This is a genomic window from Amycolatopsis sp. NPDC001319 (assembly GCF_042896185.1).
Classification (GTDB): domain Bacteria; phylum Actinomycetota; class Actinomycetes; order Mycobacteriales; family Pseudonocardiaceae; genus Amycolatopsis.
On record NZ_JBIAWY010000004.1, the window covers coordinates 732,764 to 755,804 of the forward strand.

Here is a 23,041-nt window from a genome sequence, read left to right on the forward strand (position 1 = left end):
ACCGCTGCTCACGGTTGCCTGCTGGGGCGCTGCGGACTGCATTCGAGATGGAGGTGGTGACTGGGTTCGGGAGGGAGGTCGCGGGTGCGTTCAGCTGGTTGCGGTCCAGCGGCGCGGCCCTGTGCTGGGCGACGAGGAAGCGTGCGGGCGCAGCAGTGCCCAGGGGCGTGCTCTGCGGGCAAAGCGTGGGTCGGGACCGGTGCCGGGCCGGCTGCGGTCGGTGGTGGACGGCGCAACCGGTGCCACAAGCCCGGTCAGTCCTCGCCCGAGCAGTGGGCGGGCGACTCAAGGAGGTGGTCAACAGCGGCCGGCAGCGCCGCACCCGATGCAACAGAAACCGAAGACGACGAAAGGAGACCCCATGAACTGACCCCACCCATACCGACCCCAGCCACCCCGTCCCGCAGTGGGCACTAACAGTGGCCAGATGTCGCCTGTGGTGAGGTGTGCGCGTGATTTCGCGTGTGTTCGACGTCTCGTCCGTGGTCGCCAGTCAAGGTGTGGCTGGTGGGTGGGGGCGTGCGGCCGACGCGCCCGGGGCGGTCGAGGCGGCGCTGACGCAGGCGAACACGCCGGCGGCGATCACGTTGGTCACCGGGGGCGTCGCGTTGCTGGTGGTGCTGGTGGGTGGTACGCCGTGGCGGTTTGCGCGCAACGTGGTGACCATCGTGCACGAGGCGGGGCACGCGCTGGCGGCGGTGCTGGTCGGGCGGCGGTTGCGGTCGATCAAGCTGCACTCGGACACCTCGGGCGTCACGGTGTCGCGCGGGAAGCCGGAGGGGCCGGGCATGGCGTTCACGGCGCTGGCGGGCTACGTCGCGCCGTCGGTGCTCGGGCTGGTGTTCGCGAGCCTGGTGGGGCAGGACCTGATCACGGCCGTGCTGGTGCTGGTGGCGTTGCTGCTGCTGGGCGTGCTGATCATGGTGCGCAACGCGTACGGCGTGTTCACCGTGGTCGCGAGCGCGGTCGTGCTGGGGCTGGTGGCGCTGGTCGCACCGCCGGTGGTGCAGGCGCCGTTCGCGTACTTGCTGACGTGGTTCCTGCTGTTCGGGGGCGTCCGGCCGGTGGTGGAGCTGCAGGTCAAGCGGCATCGTGGGCAGGCGCGCGACTCGGACGCCGACCAGCTGAGCCGCCTGACCGCGGTGCCGGCGGTGCTGTGGGTGCTGGTGTTCGTGGTGCTCACGGTGAGCTGCCTGCTGGCCGGTGCGCTGTGGCTGCTGGAGCCGGTCGTCGCCTGAACGACCCGGGGATGGGCCGCGGGCGTGTGACGGGCGTCCCGAGGGGTGAGCCCGCCGTCCCCCGATGTGGGCGGTGCGGCAAACTGGTCCTCTGCCGAACGCGCGGAGGGAGACGACGATGGACGAGGTCGCGAAGGCCGTCGAGGAGTGCGCGCGAGCGGCGAAGCTGGCCGCGCCGTCGCTGGCCAGGGCCACCGAGGAGGCCGTGGACGCGGCGCTGCGGGGCATGGCCGAGCGCTTGCAGACGCACCGCGAGGAGGTGCTCGACGCCAACCAGGCCGACGTCGCCAAGGCGCGCGAGGACGGGATGAGCGCGGGTCTGCTCGACCGGCTCACCATCACGCCCGAGCGCCTCGACGGCATGGCCGAGCAGCTTCGGCTGCTGGCCGGCGCGCCGCACCAGGAGCGGTCCGTCGAGGTGTCCACATTGGACGGTGGACTGCGGCTGATCGAGCGGCGCCGGCCCGTGGGTGTCATCGGCGCGAACTACGAGGCGCGGCCGAACGTGACCGTCGACGTCGCCTCGCAGCTGGTGAAGTCGCGCAACGCCGGGGTGCTGCGCACCGGGTCTGCCGCTCTCGGGTCGGCCCAGCGGCTGCGCGACACGGTGATCGCGCCGGCGCTGGCCGAGGCCGGGATCGACCCGGACGTGGTGCAGCTGGTGCCGCGCGTCGAGCGGGAGGCCGCGTCGGCGCTGGTGCGCCTGCCCGGGCTGGTGCCGCTGGTGATCCTGCGCGGCAGCGGCGACAGCACGCGTGCGCTGGCCACCGAGGCGGCCGTGCACGGCGTGCGCACGCTGGCGCACGCGGACGGCGGCGGCGTGCTGTACGTCGACGCAGCGGCCGACGCCGCGAAGGTGCGCGACCTCGTGTCCGCGAGCCTCGACCGGCTCGGCGTGTGCAACCGGCTCAACCTGCTGCTCATCCACGACGACGTGCACGACGCCGTGTGGCCGTCGATCACCGCCGCGCTGGCCGAGCGCGGGGTGACGCCGTCGCTGGCGCCGCACGAGCACGCCATCGGCTACGAGTGGGCGCTGGACTCCGACCGCGAGGCGACCGTCACGGTCGAGCGCGTGAGCGGGCTCGACGAGGCCGTGGAGATCGCGAACGAACGGACGTCGGGCCTCGCGGCGGGCATCGCCACCGAGGACGAGGCGGCGGCCGGCGCGTTCTTCGACGGCTACACTGGCACGGGCGTCTTCTGGAACGCACCGACGCGGCTGCTCGACGGCTTCAAGCTGCTCGCCGTGCCCGAGACCGGGATCAACCTCGACCGCGTGCCGGGGCCGCGCGGGCCGGTGACCTACACCGACCTGTACGTGCGCCAGTACGCGGTCCAACCCGCATGACCAGCCGTCCCCACGTCGTGTTGTCGGCCGCCCAGTCGCTGGACGGCTATCTCGACGACGCGAGCACCACCCGGCTGATCCTGTCCAATGAGGACGATTTCGCCGAGGTCGACCGCCTGCGCGCCGAGGCCGACGCGATCCTCGTCGGTGCCAACACGGTGCGCGCGGACAACCCGCGGCTGCTCGTGCGTTCGGCGGACCTGCGCCGCGAGCGCGTCGCGGCGGGGCGGCCCGAGCAGCCGATCAAGGTGACCGTGACGAGCAGCGGCAAGCTGGATCCAGCATCGCGCTTCTTCACGGTCGGCGAAGCACCGAAGCTCGTGTACGCGCCGCCGGTCGCGGTCGACGGCCTGCGCGACGTGGCGACGATCATCGACGCCGGCACCCCGCCCCGGCTCGAGCGCATCCTCGACGACCTCGGCGAACGCGGCGTCCGCCGGCTCCTCGTCGAGGGCGGTGGCGCCGTCCACACGCAGTTCCTCGAAGCCGGCCTCGCCGATGAGCTGCGCCTCGCCATCGCGCCCCTGGTGGTCGGCGACCCGCGCGCGCCGCGCTTCCTCGGCCCCGGCGCGTTCCCGCGCCCGCTGGAGCTGGCCGGACTGCGCCAGCTCGGCAACGTCGCCGTCCTCAACTACCGCGCGGCCGCCGAACCCACGCCGATCGACGTCCTGCGGCTGCGCCAGGCGATCGCGCTGGCGGACGAATGCCCGCCCAGCTCGACGTTCCGCGTCGGCGCCGTCATCGCCGCGCCCGACGGCACCGTGCTCGCCACCGGCCACTCCGGCGAGGGCGAGCCGCACAACCACGCCGAGGAAGCCGCCCTGGCCAAGCTCCGCGCGGACGACCCGCGCCTGGCCACCGCGACCATGTACAGCTCGCTCGAACCGTGCAGCTCCCGCGCTTCGCACCCGAAGAGCTGCACGCAGCTGATCCTCGAAACGTCCATCCCGCGCGTCGTCATCGCCTGGCGCGAGCCCTCGCTCTTCGTCGAGGCCGAGGGTGTCGAACTCCTCACCGCGGCGGGCCGCAAGGTCGTCGAGGTGCCCGCGCTGGCCTCCGAGGTCCGCCGCGCCAACACGCACCTGCCCGGCATCCGTCCCTGAGCCTGCCGCCGGACGTGGAACACCGGGTGGTCCACAGTGGATTCACCGTGGGCCACCCGGCAGCAGGGGAACGCGCTCAGCAGGGGCCGTTGTCGGACCAGACCCCGTCCGGGCCGGTCGTGCCGGGTTCTTCGCCCTGGGTCCACCACTTGGCGGTCCACTTGTGGGCGTTGTGGGACACGGAGTTGCCGCCGACGTAGACCGAGGCCTTCTGCCACTCGGGCGCGGTGCAGGTGCCCGGCGGGTTGGTGGGCGGGCTCGTCGGTGGGTCGGTCTGGGGCGGCGTCGCACCGGCGAAGCGGGTGGTGAACTTGGTGAAGTCCCAGTCGTTCTGGGTCACGTTGGAGCACACCGCGTTGTCGGTCGTGGTGGTGCAGGGGCGGTCGCGGTTGACCGACCAGTACGTGAAGCGGCCGAGGTGGTGGCTGGTCGCGTAGTCGTAGACGGTCTGGAAGTCGGCCAGGGTGAAGATCTCCGCGTTGTCGGAGCGGCCGTTCATGCCGGAGAAGCCCTCGTGCGAATACGCGGTGGCGCTGTCCCAGCCGAGGTGGCTTTCCAGCAGGCCGTGGAAGTTCTCGAGCGCCGAGACCTGCGCCGAGGAGTCGTTGAAACCGCCGTCGAAGGGCATGATCGAGAAGTTGTTGGGCGTGAAGCCGATGGACTTGGCCTGGTCGAGCAGCTGCGTGCCGAACCAGCCGGTGCCGGCGGAGGTGCCGGGCATCGTGACGGACACGAACAGGCCCGGGTTGTCGGCCTGCAGCTTCTTCGCGGCGCCGAGCTCGTTGGCGATCGCCGCGGTGTTCTCGTACTCGGGTTCTTCGAGGTCGAAGTCGAGGGCCTTGAGGCCGTACTTGGTCACCACCTGCTGGTAGGCGGCGGCGGTCGCGTCGACGGTGCCGCACGTCTGGCCCAGTTTCGTACCGCCGTAGCCGCCGACGGATACCGACACGTCACCACCGTTGCCCCGGATGCGGTTCACGACGCCGGCGACCGCGGTGTCGGACGAGACCGCCGACTTGCCGTCCCACGTGGGGCTGCAACCGCCGCCGTCGGGGGCGAGGATGAAGGCCAGCTGGAACGCCTTCTGCCCGGTCGCGTTCATCACGGTCACCGGGTCGGGCGGATTGTTGCTCACGGGCATGAGGTACGGCGCCGAGGCGTACCAGTTGTTGCTCAGGGCCGCGGCGGCCGCGGGCTGGGCATCGGCCGTGGCGGCCAGGGTCGCGGCTGTCCCGAGCACGGCGGCGGCAGCGAGCCCGACGGCGGCCAGTCTGCTTCGTTGCATCTGTCCTCCAGCTGACGAGCGGGGTGCGCATCAGCATTGGACTAGACCAATGCGAAGTCAACCCGCCACCCGACGATCGGCGGGCTGCTACGGGCGAAATGCCGGGATCGGCCCCCGGTGTTCACCCTGGCGGCCCAACGCCCCCTCCCCCGACCGGACGCGGACCAACCGCCGTGCTGGTCCACTGCGGACAGCCGGCGACGCTCGAAATCCGGTCGCACTCGCTCTCTGGCACCCGAGGACAGGACAAGCGGGCGGCAGGGAATGGCAGGACCGCTCCGACGGGTCGGGTGAAGGAGGTCAGTCGCTTTCGAGATCGCCTTCCAGGGTGAGGTAGACGTCGCGCAGCTGGGCCATCAGGTCGGGGTCCGGCTCGGACCAGAGGCCACGGTCGGCGGCTTCGGTGAGGCGCTCGATGATGCCGCGCAGGGCCCACGGGTTGGCCTGGCGCAGGAAGTCCTGGTTTTCGGCGTCGAGCACGTACGACTCGGACAGCTTCTCGTACATCCAGTCGCCCACGACGCCGGCGGTGGCGTCGAAGCCGAAGAGGTAGTCGACGGTGGCGGCGAGTTCGAAGGCGCCCTTGTAGCCGTGGCGGCGCATGGCCGCGAGCCAGCGCGGGTTGACCACGCGGGCGCGGAACACGCGGGCGGTCTCTTCGCCCAGGGTGCGGGTGCGCACGGCGTCCGGCGTGGTGCTGTCGCCGATGTAGGACGCGGGCGCGGAGCCCGTCAGCGCGCGAACGGTGGCGATCATGCCGCCGTGGTACTGGAAGTAGTCGTCGGAGTCGGCGATGTCGTGTTCGCGCGTGTCGGTGTTCTTGGCGGCCACGACGATGCGCCGGTACGACTGCTCCATGTCTTCGCGCGCGGGGCGGCCGTCGAGGTCGCGACCGTAGGCGAAGCCGCCCCACACCGCGTACACCTCGGCCAGGTCCTTGTCGTCGCGCCAGTTGCCGGAGTCCATCAGCGGCAGCAGGCCGGCGCCGTAGGCCCCCGGTTTCGAGCCGAAGATGCGGGTGGTGGCGCGGCGCTCGTCACCGTGCGTCGCCAGGTCCGCCGCGACATGGGCCCGCACGAAGTTCTGGTCCGAAGGCTCGTCCAGCGCCGCCACGAGGCGGACGGCGTCGTCCAGCAACGTGATCACGTGGGGGAAAGCGTCGCGGAAGAAACCGCTGATGCGCACGGTGACGTCGATGCGCGGGCGGCCCAGTTCGGCCAGGGGAATGGCCTCCAGACCGGTGACGCGCCGCGAAGCCTCGTCCCACACCGGCTGCACGCCCAGCAGCGCCAGCACTTCCGCCGCGTCGTCACCGGAGGTGCGCATCGCCGAGGTGCCCCACACCGAAAGCCCCACCGACGTCGGCCACGAGCCGGTGTCCTCGCGGTAGCGGCGCAGCAGCGAGTCGGCCAGCGCCTGGCCGGTCTCCCACGCGAGGCGGCTCGGGATGGCCTTCGGGTCGACGGTGTAGAAGTTCCGCCCGGTCGGCAGCACGTTCACCAGCCCGCGCAACGGCGAACCGCTCGGGCCGGCGGGGATGTAACCGCCGTCCAGCGCGTGCAGCACCGCGGAGATCTCGCCGGAAGTCCCCGCCAGCCGGGGGACGATCTCGGTGGCCGCGAACGAAAGCACCCGCGAGACCTCCGCGTCCGGTGCGCCCAGGACGTCGGAAACCACAGCGGGCACGGCCGAAACAGCCCAGGAACGCGTCTCCATCGCGGAGACCAGCGAACGCGCCGAGGTCTCGATCGCGTCCACTTCGGACATCGGAGCGGACGAGTTCTCCTTCAACCCCAACGCCGAACGCAGCCCCGGCACCGCGCCCTGCTTGCCGCCCCACATCTGCTGGGCCCGCAGCATCGCCAGCACGAGGTTCACGCGCGCCTCGCCGACCGGGGCCTCGCCGAGGATGTGCAGGCCGTCGCGGATCTGCGCGTCCTTGACCTCGCAGAGCCAGCCGTCGATATGCAGCAGGAAGTCGTCGAACTCCGCGTCGTGCGGACGTTCGGCCACACCCAGGTCGTGGTCGAGCTTCGCAGCCTGGATGAGCGTCCAGATCTGGGCGCGGATGGCCGGCAGCTTGGCCGGGTCCATCGCGGCGATGTTCGCGTGCTCGTCCATCAGCTGCTCGAGCCGCGCGAGGTCGCCGTAGGACTCGGCGCGCGCCATCGGCGGGATGAGGTGGTCGACGATCGTGGCGTGCGCCCGCCGTTTGGCCTGCGCGCCCTCACCGGGGTCGTTGATGAGGAACGGGTAGATCAGCGGCAGGTTGCCCAGCACGGCGTCGGGCGCGCACGACGCGGACAGGCCCGCCGTCTTGCCCGGCAGCCACTCCAGCGAACCGTGTTTGCCCAGGTGCACCACCGCGTGCGCGCCGAACTCCTCCTCCAGCCAGCGGTACGCGGCGAGGTAGTGGTGGCTCGGCGGCAGGTCGGGGTTGTGGTAGATCGCCACGGGGTTCTCACCGAACCCTCGCGGCGGCTGGATCATGATCACGACGTTGCCCGACTGCAGCGACGCCAGCACGATGTCGCCCTCGGGATTTGCCGATGTGTCGACATACAGCGAGCCCGGCGCCGGGCCCCAGTGCTCCTCGACCGCCGAGCGCAGTTCCGCGGGCAGCGCGGCGAACCATGCGCGGTACCGCGCCGCGGGGACGCGGATCGGGTTGCCCGAGAGCTGTTCCTCCGTCAGCCACTCCGGATCCTGCCCGCCGGCGGCGATCAGCGCGTGGATCAGCGCGTCGCCGTCCGGCTGGTCGGTGCCCGTCGGCTCGACGCCCGGGAACGCGTCGGGGCCGAGGTCGTAGCCCTGCGATCGCATGAGCCGCAACAGCTTGATCGTCGACGCCGGCGTGTCCAGCCCCACGGCGTTGCCCACTCGCGAGTGCTTCGTCGGGTACGCCGAGAGCATCAACGCGATGCGCCGCGACCCGGGAGGGGTGTGGCGCAGCCGCGCGTGCGCCAGCGCGATCCCGGCCACGCGGGCAGCGCGCTCGGCGTCGGCGACATACCGGGGCAGGCCGTCTTCGTCGAACTCCTTGAAGGAGAACGGCACCGTGATCAGCCGGCCGTCGAACTCCGGCACGGCCATCTGGTTGCCGGCGTCCAGCGGCGACAGGCCGTCGTCGCTGGCCGACCACGTCGCGCGATCGCTGGTGAGGCACAGGGCCTGCAGGATCGGGATGTCGAGCCCGGCCATCTCGGCGACGTCCCACGCCTCGTCGTCGCCGCCCGCGCCGGCTTCCGAGGGCCGCGTGCCGCCCGCCGCCAGCACCGTGACCAGCAGCGCGTCGGCGCGGCCCAGCTCGGCCATCATCTCCGGCTCGCGGTTGCGCAGCGACGCGCAGTGGATCGGCAGCGCCCGCCCGCCCGCGGCCTCGATCGCGTCGGCCAGCGCGTGGACGAACGCGGTGTTCCCCGACAGGTGGTGCGCGCGGTAGTACAGGATCCCGACGACCGGGCCGTCCGCCGGGCCCGAGGAGGCGCGCTCCAGCACGCCCCACGACGGCAGCTGCGCGGGCGGCTCGAAGCCGTCGCCGGTCAGCAGCAGCGTGTCGGACAGGAACCGGTGCAGCTGCGTGAGGTTCTCCGGCCCGCCCTGCGCGAGGTACGCGTGGGCCTCGGCCGCGATGCCCGCCGGCACGGTGGAGAGCTTCATCAGCTCGGCGTCCGGCGTCTGCTCGCCGCCCAGCACCACCACGTGCGAGCCCGACGCACGCAGCGTGTCCAGGCCCTCCTGCCACGACCGCGGCGTGCCCAGGATCCGGACCACGACGATCGGCGCGCCGTCGAGCAGCCCCGGCAGGTCCGCGACGTCGAGCCGGGCCGGGTTCGCGAGCCGGAACTCACCCTCCGAGGCCCGGGCGCTGAGCAGGTCGGTGTCCGAAGTGGACAGAAGCAGGATCACGGCGTTCCTCACTCGGGGTGTCCGCGCCCCGGGTCGTCGGTCGCGCCGGCGGGAGTTCCTGGCTTCCCGGATCACTCCGGGTCACAGTGGCGGGACCGTCCCGGACTCTCACCGGGTTCCTCCACCTGCCGACGCGTGGTTCGTCACTCACTCTCACGGGCGCGCGAGCCCGCGTCAAGGTGACGTCTCAGACCACGCGCACGGCCACGATCGGCCGCTCGGCCACGGGGTGGGACCGCTGGGCCGTGACGCTCCACGCGTAACCCGCGAACCCGCCCGTTTCCGGCGACGCGTGGAACACGAGGTGCCCGTAGCCGGCGCCCTGCCCTGCGGGGGAGCGGCTGTCGGGGAAGTCGGGCGACGTGCCGTGCGGGTCGGCCGTGCAGTCGGTCACGGGCACGACGTAGGACTTGTCCTCGTCCACCACGGGCGTGCCCCGCACCAGCGCGATGTGCCCGGTGTTCGTCGGCCGGCGGTGCCCGTAGTCGACGACGACGAGGTCACCCGGGCGCAGGTCCGCGACGGTGTCCACGCGGGCGAAGTGCGGCACTTCCCGCTGCTCGAAGACCCACCGGTACGTGCGCGAGGGCGGGCTCACCGAGCGGAAGTGGGTGGTGAAGAACTCGTCGTCGGCCCAGTCGTAGACGTGCTTGAGCAGCTGGGTCTGGAACGAGGCGCACTGCGTGTGGTTGCGCCACGGCCGGGTCCAGCTCACGACGTCGGGCTCGCCGGAGGCCTTGTAGCGGTTGGCCTCCGGCGAGAGGTGGTCGATGAGGTCCTCGGCGGCGCGCAGGTGGGCGATCACCCCATCCGTTCTACGCCGACCGGTCGCCGATCCGCGGGAACGGCTCGGTGGAGAACAGCACCTCCACGGCCACCTCGAAGAACTCCGCGATCCGCAGCGCCAGGTGGAGGCTCGGGCTGTACTCGCCCCGTTCCAGGTACCCGATCGTCTGGTAGTGCACGCCGAGCGCGTCGGCCAGCTGCCGGCGCGAGATCCCGCGCTCGGCGCGCAGCACCGCGATGCGGTTGTAGACGTTCTCGCTCACCGCGGATCACACACGCTGCAGCGCCCTCTCCCGTCGTTCGGCCACCGACGACCCGGACTCCCGCCGCGCCATGCGCCGCAGCAGCACCGGGGCCAGCACCAATCCGATCACGGACCACACCAGCAGCACGCCGAGGGTCGCCCACGGCCGCCACGACTGCCCGATCTCCACCACCACGGCCGAATCCGGCAGCAGCGCCGAGCGCATGCCGAGGCCGAGCCAGTACATCGGGAACACCTGGGCGATGTCCTGCACCCACACCGGCAGTGCCGTGATCGGGTAGAAGATGCCGGAGATCGCCGCGAGGCCCGTGACCGGCAGCATGACCAGCGCCATCGAGCGCGGGTCGCGGATCAGCGAGCCGATCGCGGCACCCAGCGGCAGCGTCGCCACCAGCCCGACGGCCAGCACCCAGAGCAGGTTCAGCCACGACCACACGCCACGGTCGGCCAGGCCCGGGAACAGGATCAGGCACGGCACCAGCGTCACCAGCATCGCGGACACCTGCATCAGCGAAAGCGACATGATCTTGCCGATCAGGTAGCCGAGCATGCCGTTGGGCGTGGCCTTGGCCCGCAGCAGCGTGCCGTCCTCACGGTCGACGACGAGCTGGCCCGCCGCACCCGAGAGGCCGTTGAACACCAGCCCGGCGCCGAGCACGCTCGGCACGGTCGCCGCGCCGGCGAGAACGACGTGCCGGGCAGGTGGATGCCCCGCAGGAAGAACAGCGTGACCAAGATCAGGACCAGCCAGATCACCTGGCCGAGCACGTCGTCGCGGTTGGTCCACTGCTGGCGGAACTCGATCAGCCCGCGACGCAGCCCGTTCCGCGCGGCGGCTCGCTTGCCGGCCGCCGTGAGCGCCAGCGGTGTTGTCGCTGTCATCGCACACCCGCTTCCACGAGTCCGGTCTCGGCCCGGTGCACCAGGGTCATGTAGGTGTCCTCGAGGGACGCGCGCCGCACCTCGAGGTCGGCCACGGCGTCGCCGTGCTGCTTGAAGAGCTCGAACACGTACTTCGTGGCCTCGGTGGTGGAGTGCACGAAGTGCTGCCCCTCGACCGACCAGCGCACCTCGGCCTCGCCGGAGATCTGGCGGCTGAGCTCGTCGGCCGACCCGTCGGCGACGATCCGGCCGCCGTTGAGGATCAGGATCCGGTCGGCCAGCTTCTCGGCCTCGTCGAGGTCGTGGGTGGTGAGCAGGATCGTGGTGTCGTTGTCGTCGGCGAGCCGGTGCACGAGGTCGTGGAATTCGCGCCGCGCCTCCGGGTCGAAGCCCGCGGTGGGCTCGTCGAGGAAAAGCAGTTCCGGCCGGCCGACGATGCCCATCGCGACGTCGAGCCGGCGCCGCTGCCCACCGGAGAGCTGCTTGAGCTTCTTGCCCGCGTGCGGCGCGAGGCCCACGACCTCGATCAGCTCGTCGGTGTTCCACGGGCGGCGGATCGTGTCCGTGGAGTAGGGCGCGTAGTAGGCGCCGACGTGGGCGAGCAGCTCATGCACGCGCCATTTCCCGTGGTCACGCCAGGATTGGAGCACGACCCCCAGTCGTGCCCGCCAGTCCTCGCCGCCACGCGCGGGGTCGGTGCCGAGCACCTCGACTTCGCCGGCCGAACGCATCCGGAAGCCCTCGAGAATCTCGATCGTGGTCGTCTTGCCCGCGCCGTTGGGTCCCAGCAGGCAGAGCACTTCGCCGCGGTACGCCGTGAAGCCGACGCCGTGGAGCACATCGTTGGTGCCGTATCTCATGCGCAGGCCCTCGACCTGCAACACGACTTGCTCCGGATTCCTCACCGGACCCACCCCCATCGCTCGTGTGCGACGAAATGTAGCACATCTACTACATTCGATCGCAAGTCTGCTGAATCCCCTGCCAGCTACAGTGAGCGGCATGTCCAGCCCTGCCCGCGTACGCGCCGACGCCTGTCCCGGGGTCTTCGCCACGCACGACGCGGCGGACGGACCGCTCGCCCGAGTGCGCCTGCCCGGCGGGGTCGTCTCCGCGGAGCGGTTGCGAGTGCTGGCTTCCTGCGCCGAAGACCTCGGTGACGGCGACGTGCACCTCACCTCGCGCGGCAACGTCCAGCTGCGTGGGGTGACGCGGCCCGGTCTCGCGTCGAGGCTCATGGCCGCGGGGTTGTTGCCCTCGCCGACGCACGAACGCGTGCGCAACGTGCTGGCCTCGCCGTTGAGCGGGGTGCACGGCGGGACCGCCGACGTCCGCGGGCTGGCGGGGGAGCTGGACGTGGCGTTGTGCGCCGAGCCCGAGCTGGCCGAGCTGCCGGGGCGGTTCCTGTTCGCGTTCGACGACGGCCGGGGTGACGTCGCGGGCGAAGGCGCCGACGTGTGCTGGCGTGCGGTGACGTCCGACGCGGGCACGGTGCTGCTCGCGGGCGTGGACACCGGCTGGTCGGTGCCGCGGGGCGAAGCCGTGGGTGCGTTGCTGGCCGTCGCGCGTGAGTTCGCCGCGCGGCGGGGGACGGCTTGGCGGATCGCGGAGCTGCCGGATCCCACCGCGGTGCTGCCTCGCGGACCGCGGTCGCAACCGGTGGAGCGCCCGGTGCGGGTGGACCCGACGGTCGGGCCACTCGGCGAGCACGGTGTCGGTGTCGCGCCCCGGTTCGGGCAGCTCACGGCCGCGCAGCTGCGGGTTCTCGCGGATCTGGCCGATCACGCCGTCGTCACGCCGTGGCGGTCGATCGTGCTGCCGAACCCGGCGCCGGACGCCGTCGCGCGACTGCACGCGGCCGGCCTCAGCACCGACCCCGCCGTGCTGGAGATCACGGCCTGCATCGGCCGGCCCGGCTGCGCGAAGTCGCTGGCCGACGTGCGCGCCGACGCCGCGCGGCTGGTCCCGGCCGGGGTCCGCGCCCACGTGGCGGGCTGTGCCCGGCGCTGCGGGCGGCCCTCGGGCCCCCACCTCGACGTGGTCGCCGAGGCCGGCGGCTACCGTGTCGGCGAACGCCTGCTGCCGGCGTCCCGCCTGGCGGACTCCTGGGTGAGGAAGGAAAACCCGTGATCGACTACCTGGCCGACGGTGCCGAGATCTACCGGCACTCGTTCGCCACGATCCGCGAGGAGGCGGACCTGGCGATCCTGCCGGACGACGTCGCCGGCGTCGCGGTGCGGATGATCCACTCCTGCGGCATGGTCGACCTGGTCGACGACCTGCGCTACTCCCTCGACGTCGTCGAGGCGGGCCGCGCGGCGCTCGAGGCGGGCGCGCCGGTGCTGTGCGACGCGAAGATGATCGCCAGCGGCATCACGCGCAAGCGGCTGCCCGCGGCCAACGACATCGTCTGCACGCTCGACGACCCGAGCGTGCCCGGGCTCGCCGAGCGAATGGGGACCACGCGGTCGGCCGCGGCTCTCGAGCTGTGGCGTGACCGGCTGCCGGGTTCGGTGGTGGCGATCGGAAACGCGCCCACCGCGTTGTTCCGCCTGCTGGAGCTGCTCGAAGAGGGCGTCGGGGCGCCGGCGGCGATCATCGGCGTGCCGGTGGGTTTCGTCGGTGCGGCGGAGTCCAAAGTGGAGCTGGTGAAGCGCGCGCCCGCCCCGTACCTGGTGGTGCAGGGGCGCCGGGGTGGCAGCGCGATGGCCGTGGCGGCCGTCAACGCGCTCGCGAGCGTGGTCGAATGACCGGCCGGCTCTACGGCGTCGGACTCGGTCCCGGCGACCCGGAACTGATGACGGTGAAGGCCGCGCGGCTGATCGGCGAGGCCGACGTGATCGCCTACCACAGCGCGCGCCACGGCCGCAGCATCGCGCGTTCGGTGGCCGCGCCGTACCTGCGCGAGGGCCAGCTGGAGGAGCCGCTGGTCTACCCGGTCACCACGGAGACCACCGACCACCCCGGCGGCTACGAGGGCGCGATCGCCGATTTCTACGAGCTGAGCGCGAAAAAGCTCGCCGAGCACCTCGACGCGGGACGCGACGTCGTCGTGCTGTGCGAGGGTGACCCGTTCTTCTACGGCTCCTACATGTACATGCACGAGCGCCTCGCCGGCCGTTTCGAGGCCGAGGTCGTGCCCGGTGTGACGTCGGTGAGCGCGGCGTCGTCGGTGCTCAGCCGTCCGCTGGTGCAGCGCGACGAGGTGTTCACGGTCCTGCCGGGCACGTTGCCGGCGCCCGAGCTGGCGCGCCGGCTGGCCGACACGCAGGCCGCGGCCGTGCTGAAGCTGGGGCGCACGTTCGGCGCCGTCCGTGAGGCCTTCGCGGAGGCGGGCAAGCTGGACGACGCGTGGTACGTCGAACGCGCCACCTGGGGGGAGCAGCGGATCGAGCCGCTCGCCGACGTCGATCCGGCGACGGTGCCGTACTTCTCGCTGGCGCTGCTGCCGAGCCCGGCGTATGCGTCCCGGGTGGACGGTGAGCCGGCGGTGGTTCCTGCGTCGCCGAAACCGGTTTCCGACGGCGGCGAGGTCGTGGTCGTCGGCCTCGGTCCGGCGGGCCCGGAATGGCTGACGCCCGAAGCGTCGGCCGAACTGGCCGCAGCGGAGCACATCGTGGGCTACGGCCCGTACGTCGCCCGCGTGCCCCAGCGCGCCGGCCAGGAGCGGCACGCGTCGGGCAACCGCGTCGAAGCCGATCGCGCGGTGGAAGCCCTGGAGCTGGCGGCTTCCGGGGCGCGGGTCGCCGTGGTGTCCTCGGGTGACCCGGGTGTGTTCGCGATGGCTTCCGCGGTGCTGGAACAGGTTGCCGCCGGTCGTGGTGCCGGCGTGCGCGTGCGGATCGTTCCCGGTGTGACAGCCGCGCAGGCCGCCGCTTCCCGCGTCGGCGCCCCGCTGGGGCACGACTACTGCGTGCTGTCGCTTTCGGACCGCCTCAAGCCGTGGGACGTCATCGAACGCCGCCTCGACGCCGCGGGCGCGGCCGATCTGGTGCTGGCGCTCTACAACCCGGCTTCACGCACGCGCACGACCCAGCTGGCCACCACGCGGGAAGTCCTGCTGCGCCACCGCGAACCGGGCACCCCGGTCGTCGTGGCGCGGGACGTGGGCGGGCCGGAGGAGCGGATCACGGTGACCACGCTGGGTGAGCTGGACCCGTCCACTGTGGACATGCGGTGCCTGCTCATCGTGGGCTCGTCGAAAACGGTGGCGCAGCAGGGCCCGGACGGCACGACGGTCGTCTGGACCCCGCGCAGCTACGCCTGAGCCCGCAGGCGTTCGACGGCGGTGCGGACGGCTTCCTCGTCTTCCGCGCTCTGCGCACCCGACGCACCGATGGCGCCGACGACCACGTCGCCGTCGGTGATGGGGATGCCGCCGGCACGGGCGACGAAGTCGCCGCCGTAGACGTGCTGGAGCGGGCCGACGACCTCGCCGGGCAGGGTGACTTCGCCGGAGGGCTTGAGCATGCGCAGCGCGGTGCGGGCCTTGGCCACGGCGACGCGGCTGGTCACGGGCGTGCCGCCGTCGGCGCGCTTCAGCGCGATCACCTCGCCGGTGACGTCGAGGACGGCCACCGCCAGCGGCGCGAACCCGCGCTCCGCGGCGACGGCGTGCGCCGTGTTCACCAGCTGGTCCGCTTCGGCCAACGTCAACCCGGGCAGTCGGGGGGTATCAGACACCCTTCCGAACCTAGCCGCGCGCCGCTGCGGCCGTCCACCGGCCCGCCCTCGGCCGTGCGGAGAAGTACCCGGGGGTGTGCCCGGCTGACTCAGCGCGTCGGATCCTTCCCGTTCGGCTGCGCCGGACCCGGACCCGGGGACCACCAGCCCCACACGGTCCTGCGGCCGTGCTGCACCGTGGGTGCGATGCCTTCGCTGAACGGTTCCACCTGCAGCAGCTGGCCCCACGACTGGCTCGGCTGCCCGATCAGGTAGCTGGGCACCTCGGGTTCCTTCGCCACCTCCTCGAGCCAGCCGATCGGCCCGCCGTTGGTGCTGGAGGCCCACTGGGCCTCGTCGGCCAGGGCGCCGGCCGTGATGCGGTAGTCGGGCACCTGCGAGATGCCGTCGTGGGAGGTCACGGGGTTCGCGCACGGGTAGACGAACGACGCGGGCCAATCGATGTACACCGACTTGCCCACGAGCTTGTCCGTCAGCGTCGTGAAGGTCGGCACGCGCGGGGCGGACGCGGCGATCCAGCCGTCCTCGGTCAGATCGTTGTCCACGATGTCCACGCGCACCGACGTGGTCTGCGGCGGCAGGTCGCGCAGGTTGATGCGGGTGTCGTTCCAGCCGCCGGTGCCCGCGCCGGGCGGGAGGGCGAACTGGCTGCGCAGCACCTTCACGCCCTGCGGCGTCACCACGCCGTAGTCGAGGCTCACCGAGGCCGGCCGCCGGGGCTGCCCGGCCGTCGCGATCACGATCTGGCCGTCGGCGGGCTTGTCGGCCAGCGCGTACCACTGGCTGCGCAGCCGGCCCGCGCGATTCTGCTCGAAGTAGCTGCTCCACATCGGCACGGTGTCCGGCGTGAAGCCGTGCGGGGGCTCGGAAAGCGGGTCGTCCTCTTCGACGGGACGCGTGTGGAAACCGGTCTGCACCTGGCCGTTGTCCGGGTCCGGGTTCGGCAGGGGTGACTCCTCCTGTTTCGCCGGCACCGTGCGTTGCTCGGGCTGCGGGTGCAGGACGCTCTTGGCGGCGTCGGTCTCCACCATCACGTGGTCGGCCAGGTTGCAGCTCTTGCCGAACAGGTGCCCGACGTTCGCGGCGCCCAGGCTGTAGCTGCCCCGCTGGATGTAGATCGCCGCCGCCATCGTGTAGAACTCGCCGGCCGCGACGAGCCCGCACACGACCACGAGCGACAGCGACCCCAGCCGCAGCGACCGGCCGCGTTTCTCCTGCGGCGCGGGTGCTCCCGGCCGGTGGGCGCGGATGTTCTCCACGAATGCGTAGATCCCCGCGATCGCCGCGGCCACGAGCAGGATCGTCGACAGCGGGATCCCGCCGATCGACGGCGCCAGCCCGGTCCACGGCACGCCGAGGCGCGAGACGAACCAGTACGTGTTGGGTCCCGTCGCGGCCAGCGCACCGACCACCAGCAGACCCGCGAGGAACGTGGCCCGGTTGCGGTTCGAGCGCAGCACGGTGGAGCTCGTCGCCAACGCCGTCAACGCGGCCATCGACGCCCCGACAGCTGCGAACGCACCGAAGTGGTGCGTCCACTTCGTCGGCGTGAGGGCCAGCAGCAGGAAGAACAACGCCGTGGTGCCGATCAGCCGCCGGCTCGGCCCGAGCGCGGCGCCCGGGATCCGGCCGCGCCGCAGCAGCACGACCAGGCACGTCACCGTGCACAGCACCACGAGCAGTACCGGGAACCGCCGCGGCGCGGACCCGTCGGGCAGGTTCTCGAACAGCAGCTGGTAGCGCGCGAGCTCCTGGAACCACGACAGGTTCGGCCCCACCTGCGTGCGGATGCGCGTGGCCTCCTGCACGGTCGCGAACGTCTGGTCCGCGAACACGACCACCAGCACCAGCAGCCCGGACGCGAGGATCGGCGCCAGGATCGGCAGCCAGCCGCCGGCCGCGCGCTGGCGCACGAGCTTGAACAACGGCCGCGCGGCCACCAGGAACGGCGCCACCGCGATCAGCCCCGTCGGCGTCGCGGCGAGCGTGAACGCGGCTGCGGTGAGACCCAGGCACAGCGGCAGCAGGCGGCGCGTCACCAACGCGCGTTCCACGGCGCAGATCGCGAGCAGCGAACCCAGTGCGGCCACGGGTTCCGGCCGCACGCCGTTGTTGTAGGGCATCCACCAGACGAGGAACACGGCCGCCGCGGCCCAGCCCGCCGCCCGGCTGCCGCGCACCTGCGTGCCCAGCCGGGGCATCACCTCGCGGCTGATGAGCAGCCAGCTGATCACGCCCACCAGGTACGAGGGCAGCCGGATCCACGGCGGCACCGTGCTGACGTGCGTCATCAGCTCGTAGAGGTGGTAGAACCAGCCGAACGGCGCCTCCGCGACGCCGAACCAGCGGTGGTAGTTGGTCAGGAATCCCGTGGACTCGGTGACCCGGGCCATCGTGAGGATGTAGCCGTCGTCCGAGGTCACCGGTCCGATGAACACCCACGCGCCGAGCGCGAGGATCACCGTGGCGTCGCGCCCGGTCAGGCGCCACCAGCCCACCGGGGCCCAGCGTGGCGCGCGGCGGGCGAACCCGGCGTCCATGCGCCACACCGCGATCAGGCAGGCGATGAACGCGAGCGCGCCGAGGATGCCGACGCCGAGCTTCAACGCCGTGGGCGAAGTCTGGTAGCGCGTGTCCGGCACCATCGTCACGTGCAGGCCCGAGATCGGGTCCTTCGCGGAGCTGATCGACGAGTAGAGGCCGACCACGCGCGGGCGGACGTCACCGGTGGTGTGGAACACCGTCGTGCCTGCGACGGCGAGCGTCATCTGCGTCGCGTCCGACTTCAGCGTCACCGCGCAACCGGCCGGCGGCAGCGGCTGCTGCGCGATCTGCTGGCCCTGGCTCGACGCGAGCAGCACGCCGTTGTCCACGCGCAGCTGCAGCCCGACGCCGTTGCCGGCGCGCGGGTCGGTGCGCCCGTCCGGCACCGTCGCGAACAGCAGCGCGGGACCGTTCGTGCGCGCGTCGAGCGATTTGATCGTGGCGCACGGGATCTCGGCCTCGAGGTCCTGGGCCCAGTACCCGGTCAAGGGCGCGTTGACGGACCGGGTGTCGGAGCCGGTCGGCCAGCCGACCTGCGCGGTGTCCTGCACGACGGGCAGGAACGGATAGGCCAGGGCGCATAGCGCCGAAAGCAACCCCAGCGCTACGGCAATCGGACGCATCCGGGAAAGTTATCCGGTCGGCCGAAGGGGCTACGCAGGCCCCTCGGTGCGTGGGGTGAACCGTTCGTGGTGCACGGCGTTCGTCAAGGGCGCGCGGGTGCGCCAGCCATGCCGTTCCAGATCAGGGACCTCGGCCAGCGCGGTCACCGGGCCGACGCACAGCCACGCGACCGGCCGGACGCCATCGGGGATGCCGAGCAGGTCGGCGAGGAACGGCTCGCGGTAGAAGCTCACCCAGCCGACGCCGAGGCCCTCGGCCGTCGCGGCCAGCCACAGGTTCTGGATGGCGAGGCACACGGAGTACAGCCCGGCGTCGGCGATCGCGTGGCGGCCCAGCACGGCGGGCGCGCCGCGTTCGGCGTCGTAGGTCACCACGATGCCGAGGGTCGACTCGCGAATGCCCTCGATCTTGATGCGGGAGAACGTGTCGGCGCGTTCGCCGGCCAGTTCGGCGGCGAACACGTCACGTTCGTCGTGCACGTGCCGGGCGAAGGACTCGCGCGTGGCGGGATCGCGTACGAGCACGAAGTCCCACGGCTGACTCAGGCCCACGCTGGGCGCGGCGTGTGCGGCTTCGAGCACGCGGGTGAGCACCGCGTCGTCGATCGGCTCGCCGGTGAACTCGCCGCGGACATCGCGGCGGCGGCGCAGGATTTCGTAGAACTCGTCGATCATCGGCGCAGCACCCATTCCACGGCTTCGGCGACCCCCGCGACCTCGGCGGTGGCCGGGCGCGGCGGGCGGCGCACGACGACCACCGGCAGGCCCAGCTCGCGGGCGGCGGTGAGCTTCGCGGCGGTCATCGAGCCGCCGCTGTCCTTGGTGACGAGGACGTCGATGCGGTGCCCGGCCAGCAGTGCGCGTTCTCCGTCCACTTCGTACGGTCCGCGGTTCAGCACGACCTCGTGCTGCCTCGGCAACGGCGGCTCGGGCGGGTCGACGCAGCGGATGAGGAACCACAACGCGTCGAGCCCGGCGAACGCGGCGAGGCCCTGGCGTCCGCTGGTCAGGAAGACGCGGGAGCCCAGGCCGGGCAGCAGTTCGGCGGCGGCGTCGAGGTCGTCGGCCCAGTGCCAGCGGTCGCCTTCGGCGGGCTGCCAACCGGGCCGGGCGAGCCGCAGCAGCGGCACACCGACCGCCGAGGTGGCGGCGAAAGCGTTGGTGCCGATGCGTTCCGCGAACGGATGGGTCGCGTCGACCACCGCGGCCACCTCGTGCTCCCGCAGCCACGCCGAGAGCCCTTCGACCCCGCCGAACCCGCCGACGCGCACCTCCCCGGCCGGCAGCCGCGGCCGCGCGACCCGCCCGGCGAGCGACGACACCACGGCGACCGCGCGCGAGTGCAGTTCGGCCGCGAGCGCCCGCGCCTCGGCCGTGCCGCCGAGGACCAGCACGGTCATCCGCCGTAGCCCACGGCCGCGCGCCAGCGGTCGAGCGTGCGCATGTTCGCGAGCGTCTCGGCCCAGGTCAGCTCGGGTGCCTGCCGGTTGTCCACGTGCGCGGCGACGTGGTCGGCCTCGCGCGCGAACACGCTCTGCGTCGCCTCGATCTCGATCACCTCGGGCTCGCCGCCCGCCGGCGTCAGCACGATCTGCGCCGACGTCGCGCGGCGCATCTGCGGCAGCCACGCGGGTTGCGGCACGTGCAGCTGGCCGGTGGTGCCGTAGACGCGGATGTGGTCGTCCTGCGTGAGCCGGTAGCCGCACGACAGCTGCGCGATGATGTCGCCCGGCAGGCGCAGCAGGCCCATCGCGAACTCGTCGACGCCGCGGTCGGTCAGCCGCGCCATGCCCGTGACGGTGGTGGGTTCCACGACGTCGATCCCGGTCGCCGCCTGCGAAACGAGCCGCGCGAGCGACGTGCAGTAGCAGCCGACGTCGAGGATTCCGCCGCCGCCGAGCGCCGGGTCGGCCAGGCGCGGGGCGTCGTTGGCGCCGGTGTCGAAGCTGAACGAGACGTCCACGGCCCGGATTTCCCCGATCGCGCCGCACTCGATGAGCTCGACCAGCCGGCGCGTCTGCGGGTGCAGCCGGTACATGAACGCCTCCATGAGGAAGACGTCGTGCCGGCGTGCCGCGTCGATCACCTTCTCGGCCTCGGCAGCGGTGACCGTCAGCGGTTTCTCGCACAGCACGTGCTTCCCGGCTTCGGCGGCGCGGATCGCCCACTCCGCGTGCATCGGGTGCGGCGTGGCGATGTAGACGGCGTCGACGGCCGGGTCGGCGAGCAGGTCTTCGTAGGCGCCGTAGGCCTTCGGGATGTCGAAGCGGGTGGCGAACTCGCGAGCGCGGTCGGCCGAGCGCGCGGCGACGGCCTCCAGCGAGCCGTGCTTGCTGCGTTCGACGCCGGCCGCGAAATCGGCGGCGATCGATCCGGCGGCCACCAGGCCCCAGCGTAGTTCGGTCACAGTGACTCCGGTTGGCTCGCGCGGTCTCGGGTGCTCGAATACAGGAAGCTGTCGGGAAATCCTCCGGCGGCGAGCACCCGGCCGACGAAGATGGTGGCCGCGCGCGTCATCCCGGCCTCGCGGGCTTGCGCGGCGATGTCGGTGAGCGTGCCGCGCACCACGGTCTCGCCCGGCTGGCTCGCCAGCGCCACGACGGCCGCGGGGCAGTCGGCGCCGTAGAACGGCACGAGCTCCTCGGTGACCCGCTCGACGTGGTTGATGGCCAGGTGCACCGCGAGGGTGGTGCCGCTGCGGGCGAAGTTCGCCAGCGTCTCGCCTTCGGGCAACGCCGTCGACCTCGCCTGGGCGCGGGTGATCACGAGGCTCTGCCCGATGCCGGGCACGGTCAGCTCCCGGCCCAGCACCGCGGCCGACGCGGCGAACGCGGGCACGCCGGGGACGATGTCGTAGGGCACGCCGGCCGCGTCGAGGCGGCGCACGGTTTCCGCGACCGCGCTGTAGAGCGAAGGGTCGCCGGACACCAGCCGCGCGACGTCGTGGCCCGCGTGGTGGGCGGTGATCAGGCGGTCGACGATCTCGTCGAGGCTCAGGTTCGCGGTGTCGACGCGCTCGGCTTCGGGTGCGCAGTACGCGAGCAGGTCGGTCGGCGTCATGCTGCCCGGGTACAGGCACACGCCGCAGCGCGCGAGCAGGTCGCGGCCACGGACGGTGATGAGGTCGGCCGCGCCGGGGCCGGCGCCGATGAAGTGAACGGTCATCTCGAACTCCAGGACGTCACGGTGCGCGACGGGGTCCACCCCGTGAACCCGCCGAGCGGCTGCGCGTGGTCGACGGCGATCCTCGTCAGCTCACCACCGCGGCTCGCGTACGCGTCGGCCAGGATCCGTTCGGCTTCCAGTGTGACCCCGTGGGCGACCACGCGGGCGCCGGTGCCGAGGCACGCGTCGAGCAGGCCGGGGACGGTGAGGCCGCCGCCGATGAAGACGGCGTCGGGATGGGGCAGCTGAGCTAGCGCGTCGGGGGCCGGGCCGGTGACCACGCGCAGTTCGGGGACGCCGAGCGTGGCGGCGTTGCGGGTGATGCGCTCGGCGCGCGCGGGGTCGCGTTCGATCGCGATCGCGCGGTTGAGCGGGTGGGCCCGGGACCATTCGATGCCGATGCTGCCCGCGCCCGCGCCGACGTCCCAGAGCAGCTCGCCGGGCACCGGCGCGAGGTGGGCGAGAGCGGACGCGCGGACGTCGCGTTTGGTGAGCTGGCCGTCGTGCTCGAAGGCGCTGTCGGGCAGGCCGGTGAGCGGGAGCGCGGGGCCGGCGCAGACCAGGGCGAACACGGTGAGCGGGCCGGGTTCGTGGGTCCAGCCGTCCGCGCGGCGCTCGTCTTCGGCGCCGAGGTTTTCGAGGCTGGTCAGGGTGGATTCGCCGTAGCCGCGGGTGCGGAGCAGCTCGCGCAGGTCTTCGACGTTCGCACCCAGGACGAGGACTTTCCGGCGCGGCGCCAGGACCCGGGCCACCCGGTCCACGGCCCGCCCGACGACGGTGACGACCTCGGTCTCCTCGAACGACCAGCCCAGCCGCGCACGGGCCAGCGTCACCGACGACAGCGCGGGCAGCACCTCGACGTCGTGGCCGCGGTCGCGCAGCGTCGTGCCGATGCCTGAGAGCAGGGGATCACCGCTGGCCAGCACGCAGACGCGGCGCCCGGCGTGCTCGGCGAGGACGCCGTCGAGCGCCGGCAGCAGCGGACTCGGCCAGGCTTGCGTGCGGACGCCGTCGGGCACCATCGCGAGCTGCCGCGGCGCCCCCAGCACGATGTCGGCTGCGAGCACGGCGTCGCGTGCTTTCTCGCCTAGTCCCGACCAGCCGTCGGCACCGATCCCGACGACCGACACAGGTGCGGTGTCTCCCCGGGGGCGTGCCCCCGGACCCCGCGCCGGGGGCACGCCCCCGGACCCCCCGCCCGCCGCGT

At 72.5% G+C, this 23,041-nt stretch carries 18 protein-coding genes, 1 pseudogene and 1 riboswitch; of the genes and pseudogenes, 6 read left to right on the forward strand and 13 right to left on the reverse strand.

Going from position 1 to position 23,041, the window contains the following annotated elements:
* The first annotated feature begins 554 nt into the window (after positions 1-554).
* From ACFY1H_RS18335 to ACFY1H_RS18345, 3 genes are all read left to right on the forward strand, one after another.
* Positions 555-1,238 (forward strand): M50 family metallopeptidase, encoded by a 684-nt coding sequence (locus ACFY1H_RS18335; protein ID WP_366582991.1) that lies wholly within the window; start codon positions 555-557, stop codon positions 1,236-1,238.
* A 118-nt stretch (positions 1,239-1,356) separates the two neighbouring features.
* Entirely contained in the window at positions 1,357-2,589 is a 1,233-nt protein-coding gene (locus ACFY1H_RS18340) for an aldehyde dehydrogenase family protein (RefSeq protein ID WP_366582873.1), read from the forward strand.
* Positions 2,586-3,692 (forward strand): dihydrofolate reductase family protein, encoded by a 1,107-nt coding sequence (locus ACFY1H_RS18345; protein WP_366582872.1) that lies wholly within the window; start codon positions 2,586-2,588, stop codon positions 3,690-3,692. The genes ACFY1H_RS18340 and ACFY1H_RS18345 overlap by 4 nt, the downstream gene beginning before the upstream one ends.
* Positions 3,693-3,768: 76 nt before the next feature.
* Here ACFY1H_RS18345 and ACFY1H_RS18350 read toward each other — a convergent pair whose 3' ends face one another.
* The 6 genes and pseudogenes from ACFY1H_RS18350 to ACFY1H_RS18375 all read right to left on the reverse strand — a co-directional run bounded on the left by ACFY1H_RS18350 (position 3,769) and on the right by ACFY1H_RS18375 (position 11,739).
* Positions 3,769-4,977: a chitinase gene (locus tag ACFY1H_RS18350; protein ID WP_386947679.1), complete on the reverse strand. Its 1,209-nt coding sequence runs from the start codon at positions 4,975-4,977 to the stop codon at positions 3,769-3,771.
* 300 nt (positions 4,978-5,277) lie between these two features.
* Positions 5,278-8,886 (reverse strand): cobaltochelatase subunit CobN, encoded by a 3,609-nt coding sequence (gene cobN, locus ACFY1H_RS18355; protein WP_386947681.1) that lies wholly within the window; start codon positions 8,884-8,886, stop codon positions 5,278-5,280.
* 52 nt (positions 8,887-8,938) lie between these two features.
* A riboswitch (cobalamin riboswitch) is annotated at positions 8,939-9,008 on the reverse strand.
* 65 nt (positions 9,009-9,073) lie between these two features.
* The gene (locus tag ACFY1H_RS18360) at positions 9,074-9,691 is read right to left on the reverse strand and encodes a hypothetical protein (protein ID WP_386947683.1); all 618 of its coding nucleotides are present in this window, start codon (positions 9,689-9,691) and stop codon (positions 9,074-9,076) included.
* A gap of 10 nt (positions 9,692-9,701) precedes the next feature.
* Positions 9,702-9,935 (reverse strand): helix-turn-helix transcriptional regulator, encoded by a 234-nt coding sequence (locus ACFY1H_RS18365; RefSeq protein WP_364178509.1) that lies wholly within the window; start codon positions 9,933-9,935, stop codon positions 9,702-9,704.
* 6 nt (positions 9,936-9,941) lie between these two features.
* Positions 9,942-10,819, reverse strand: a pseudogene (locus tag ACFY1H_RS18370) (ABC transporter permease).
* Positions 10,816-11,739: an ABC transporter ATP-binding protein gene (locus ACFY1H_RS18375; protein ID WP_366582866.1), complete on the reverse strand. Its 924-nt coding sequence runs from the start codon at positions 11,737-11,739 to the stop codon at positions 10,816-10,818. Before ACFY1H_RS18375 ends, ACFY1H_RS18370 begins: the two are co-directional and overlap by 4 nt.
* 82 nt (positions 11,740-11,821) lie before the next feature.
* Here ACFY1H_RS18375 and ACFY1H_RS18380 point away from each other — a divergent pair, with 82 nt between their 5' ends.
* Genes ACFY1H_RS18380 through ACFY1H_RS18390 form a run of 3 tightly spaced genes read left to right on the forward strand, consistent with a single transcriptional unit; the run spans position 11,822 to position 15,086 of the window.
* The gene (locus ACFY1H_RS18380) at positions 11,822-12,949 is read left to right on the forward strand and encodes a precorrin-3B synthase (protein ID WP_366582865.1); all 1,128 of its coding nucleotides are present in this window, start codon (positions 11,822-11,824) and stop codon (positions 12,947-12,949) included.
* Complete coding sequence (locus ACFY1H_RS18385) at positions 12,946-13,569, forward strand: precorrin-8X methylmutase (protein ID WP_366582864.1); 624 nt, start codon at positions 12,946-12,948, stop codon at positions 13,567-13,569. Before ACFY1H_RS18380 ends, ACFY1H_RS18385 begins: the two co-directional genes overlap by 4 nt.
* Entirely contained in the window at positions 13,566-15,086 is a 1,521-nt protein-coding gene (locus tag ACFY1H_RS18390; RefSeq protein ID WP_366582863.1) for a precorrin-2 C(20)-methyltransferase, read from the forward strand. The genes ACFY1H_RS18385 and ACFY1H_RS18390 overlap by 4 nt, the downstream gene beginning before the upstream one ends.
* Here ACFY1H_RS18390 and ACFY1H_RS18395 read toward each other — a convergent pair.
* The 7 genes from ACFY1H_RS18395 to cbiE all read right to left on the reverse strand — a co-directional run bounded on the left by ACFY1H_RS18395 (position 15,077) and on the right by cbiE (position 22,964).
* The gene (locus tag ACFY1H_RS18395; RefSeq protein WP_366582862.1) at positions 15,077-15,502 is read right to left on the reverse strand and encodes a heme-binding protein; all 426 of its coding nucleotides are present in this window, start codon (positions 15,500-15,502) and stop codon (positions 15,077-15,079) included. The genes ACFY1H_RS18390 and ACFY1H_RS18395 overlap by 10 nt on opposite strands.
* An 89-nt stretch (positions 15,503-15,591) precedes the next feature.
* Positions 15,592-18,669, reverse strand: a complete 3,078-nt coding sequence (locus ACFY1H_RS18400) for an arabinosyltransferase domain-containing protein (RefSeq protein WP_386947687.1) — start codon at positions 18,667-18,669, stop codon at positions 15,592-15,594.
* Between the two features lie 30 nt (positions 18,670-18,699).
* A complete protein-coding gene (gene bluB / locus ACFY1H_RS18405; protein ID WP_366582860.1) occupies positions 18,700-19,344 on the reverse strand; it encodes a 5,6-dimethylbenzimidazole synthase in 645 nt (214 codons plus the stop codon).
* Positions 19,341-20,069 (reverse strand): cobalt-precorrin-6A reductase, encoded by a 729-nt coding sequence (locus ACFY1H_RS18410; protein ID WP_386947689.1) that lies wholly within the window; start codon positions 20,067-20,069, stop codon positions 19,341-19,343. Before ACFY1H_RS18410 ends, bluB begins: the two co-directional genes overlap by 4 nt.
* Positions 20,066-21,076 (reverse strand): Gfo/Idh/MocA family oxidoreductase, encoded by a 1,011-nt coding sequence (locus tag ACFY1H_RS18415; protein WP_366582858.1) that lies wholly within the window; start codon positions 21,074-21,076, stop codon positions 20,066-20,068. Before ACFY1H_RS18415 ends, ACFY1H_RS18410 begins: the two co-directional genes overlap by 4 nt.
* On the reverse strand, positions 21,073-21,834 hold the full coding sequence (cobM, locus tag ACFY1H_RS18420; RefSeq protein WP_386947691.1) for a precorrin-4 C(11)-methyltransferase: 762 nt from the start codon (positions 21,832-21,834) through the stop codon (positions 21,073-21,075). Before cobM ends, ACFY1H_RS18415 begins: the two co-directional genes overlap by 4 nt.
* Positions 21,831-22,964 (reverse strand): precorrin-6y C5,15-methyltransferase (decarboxylating) subunit CbiE, encoded by a 1,134-nt coding sequence (gene cbiE / locus ACFY1H_RS18425; RefSeq protein WP_386947693.1) that lies wholly within the window; start codon positions 22,962-22,964, stop codon positions 21,831-21,833. Before cbiE ends, cobM begins: the two co-directional genes overlap by 4 nt.
* Between the last annotated feature and the right edge of the window lie 77 nt (positions 22,965-23,041).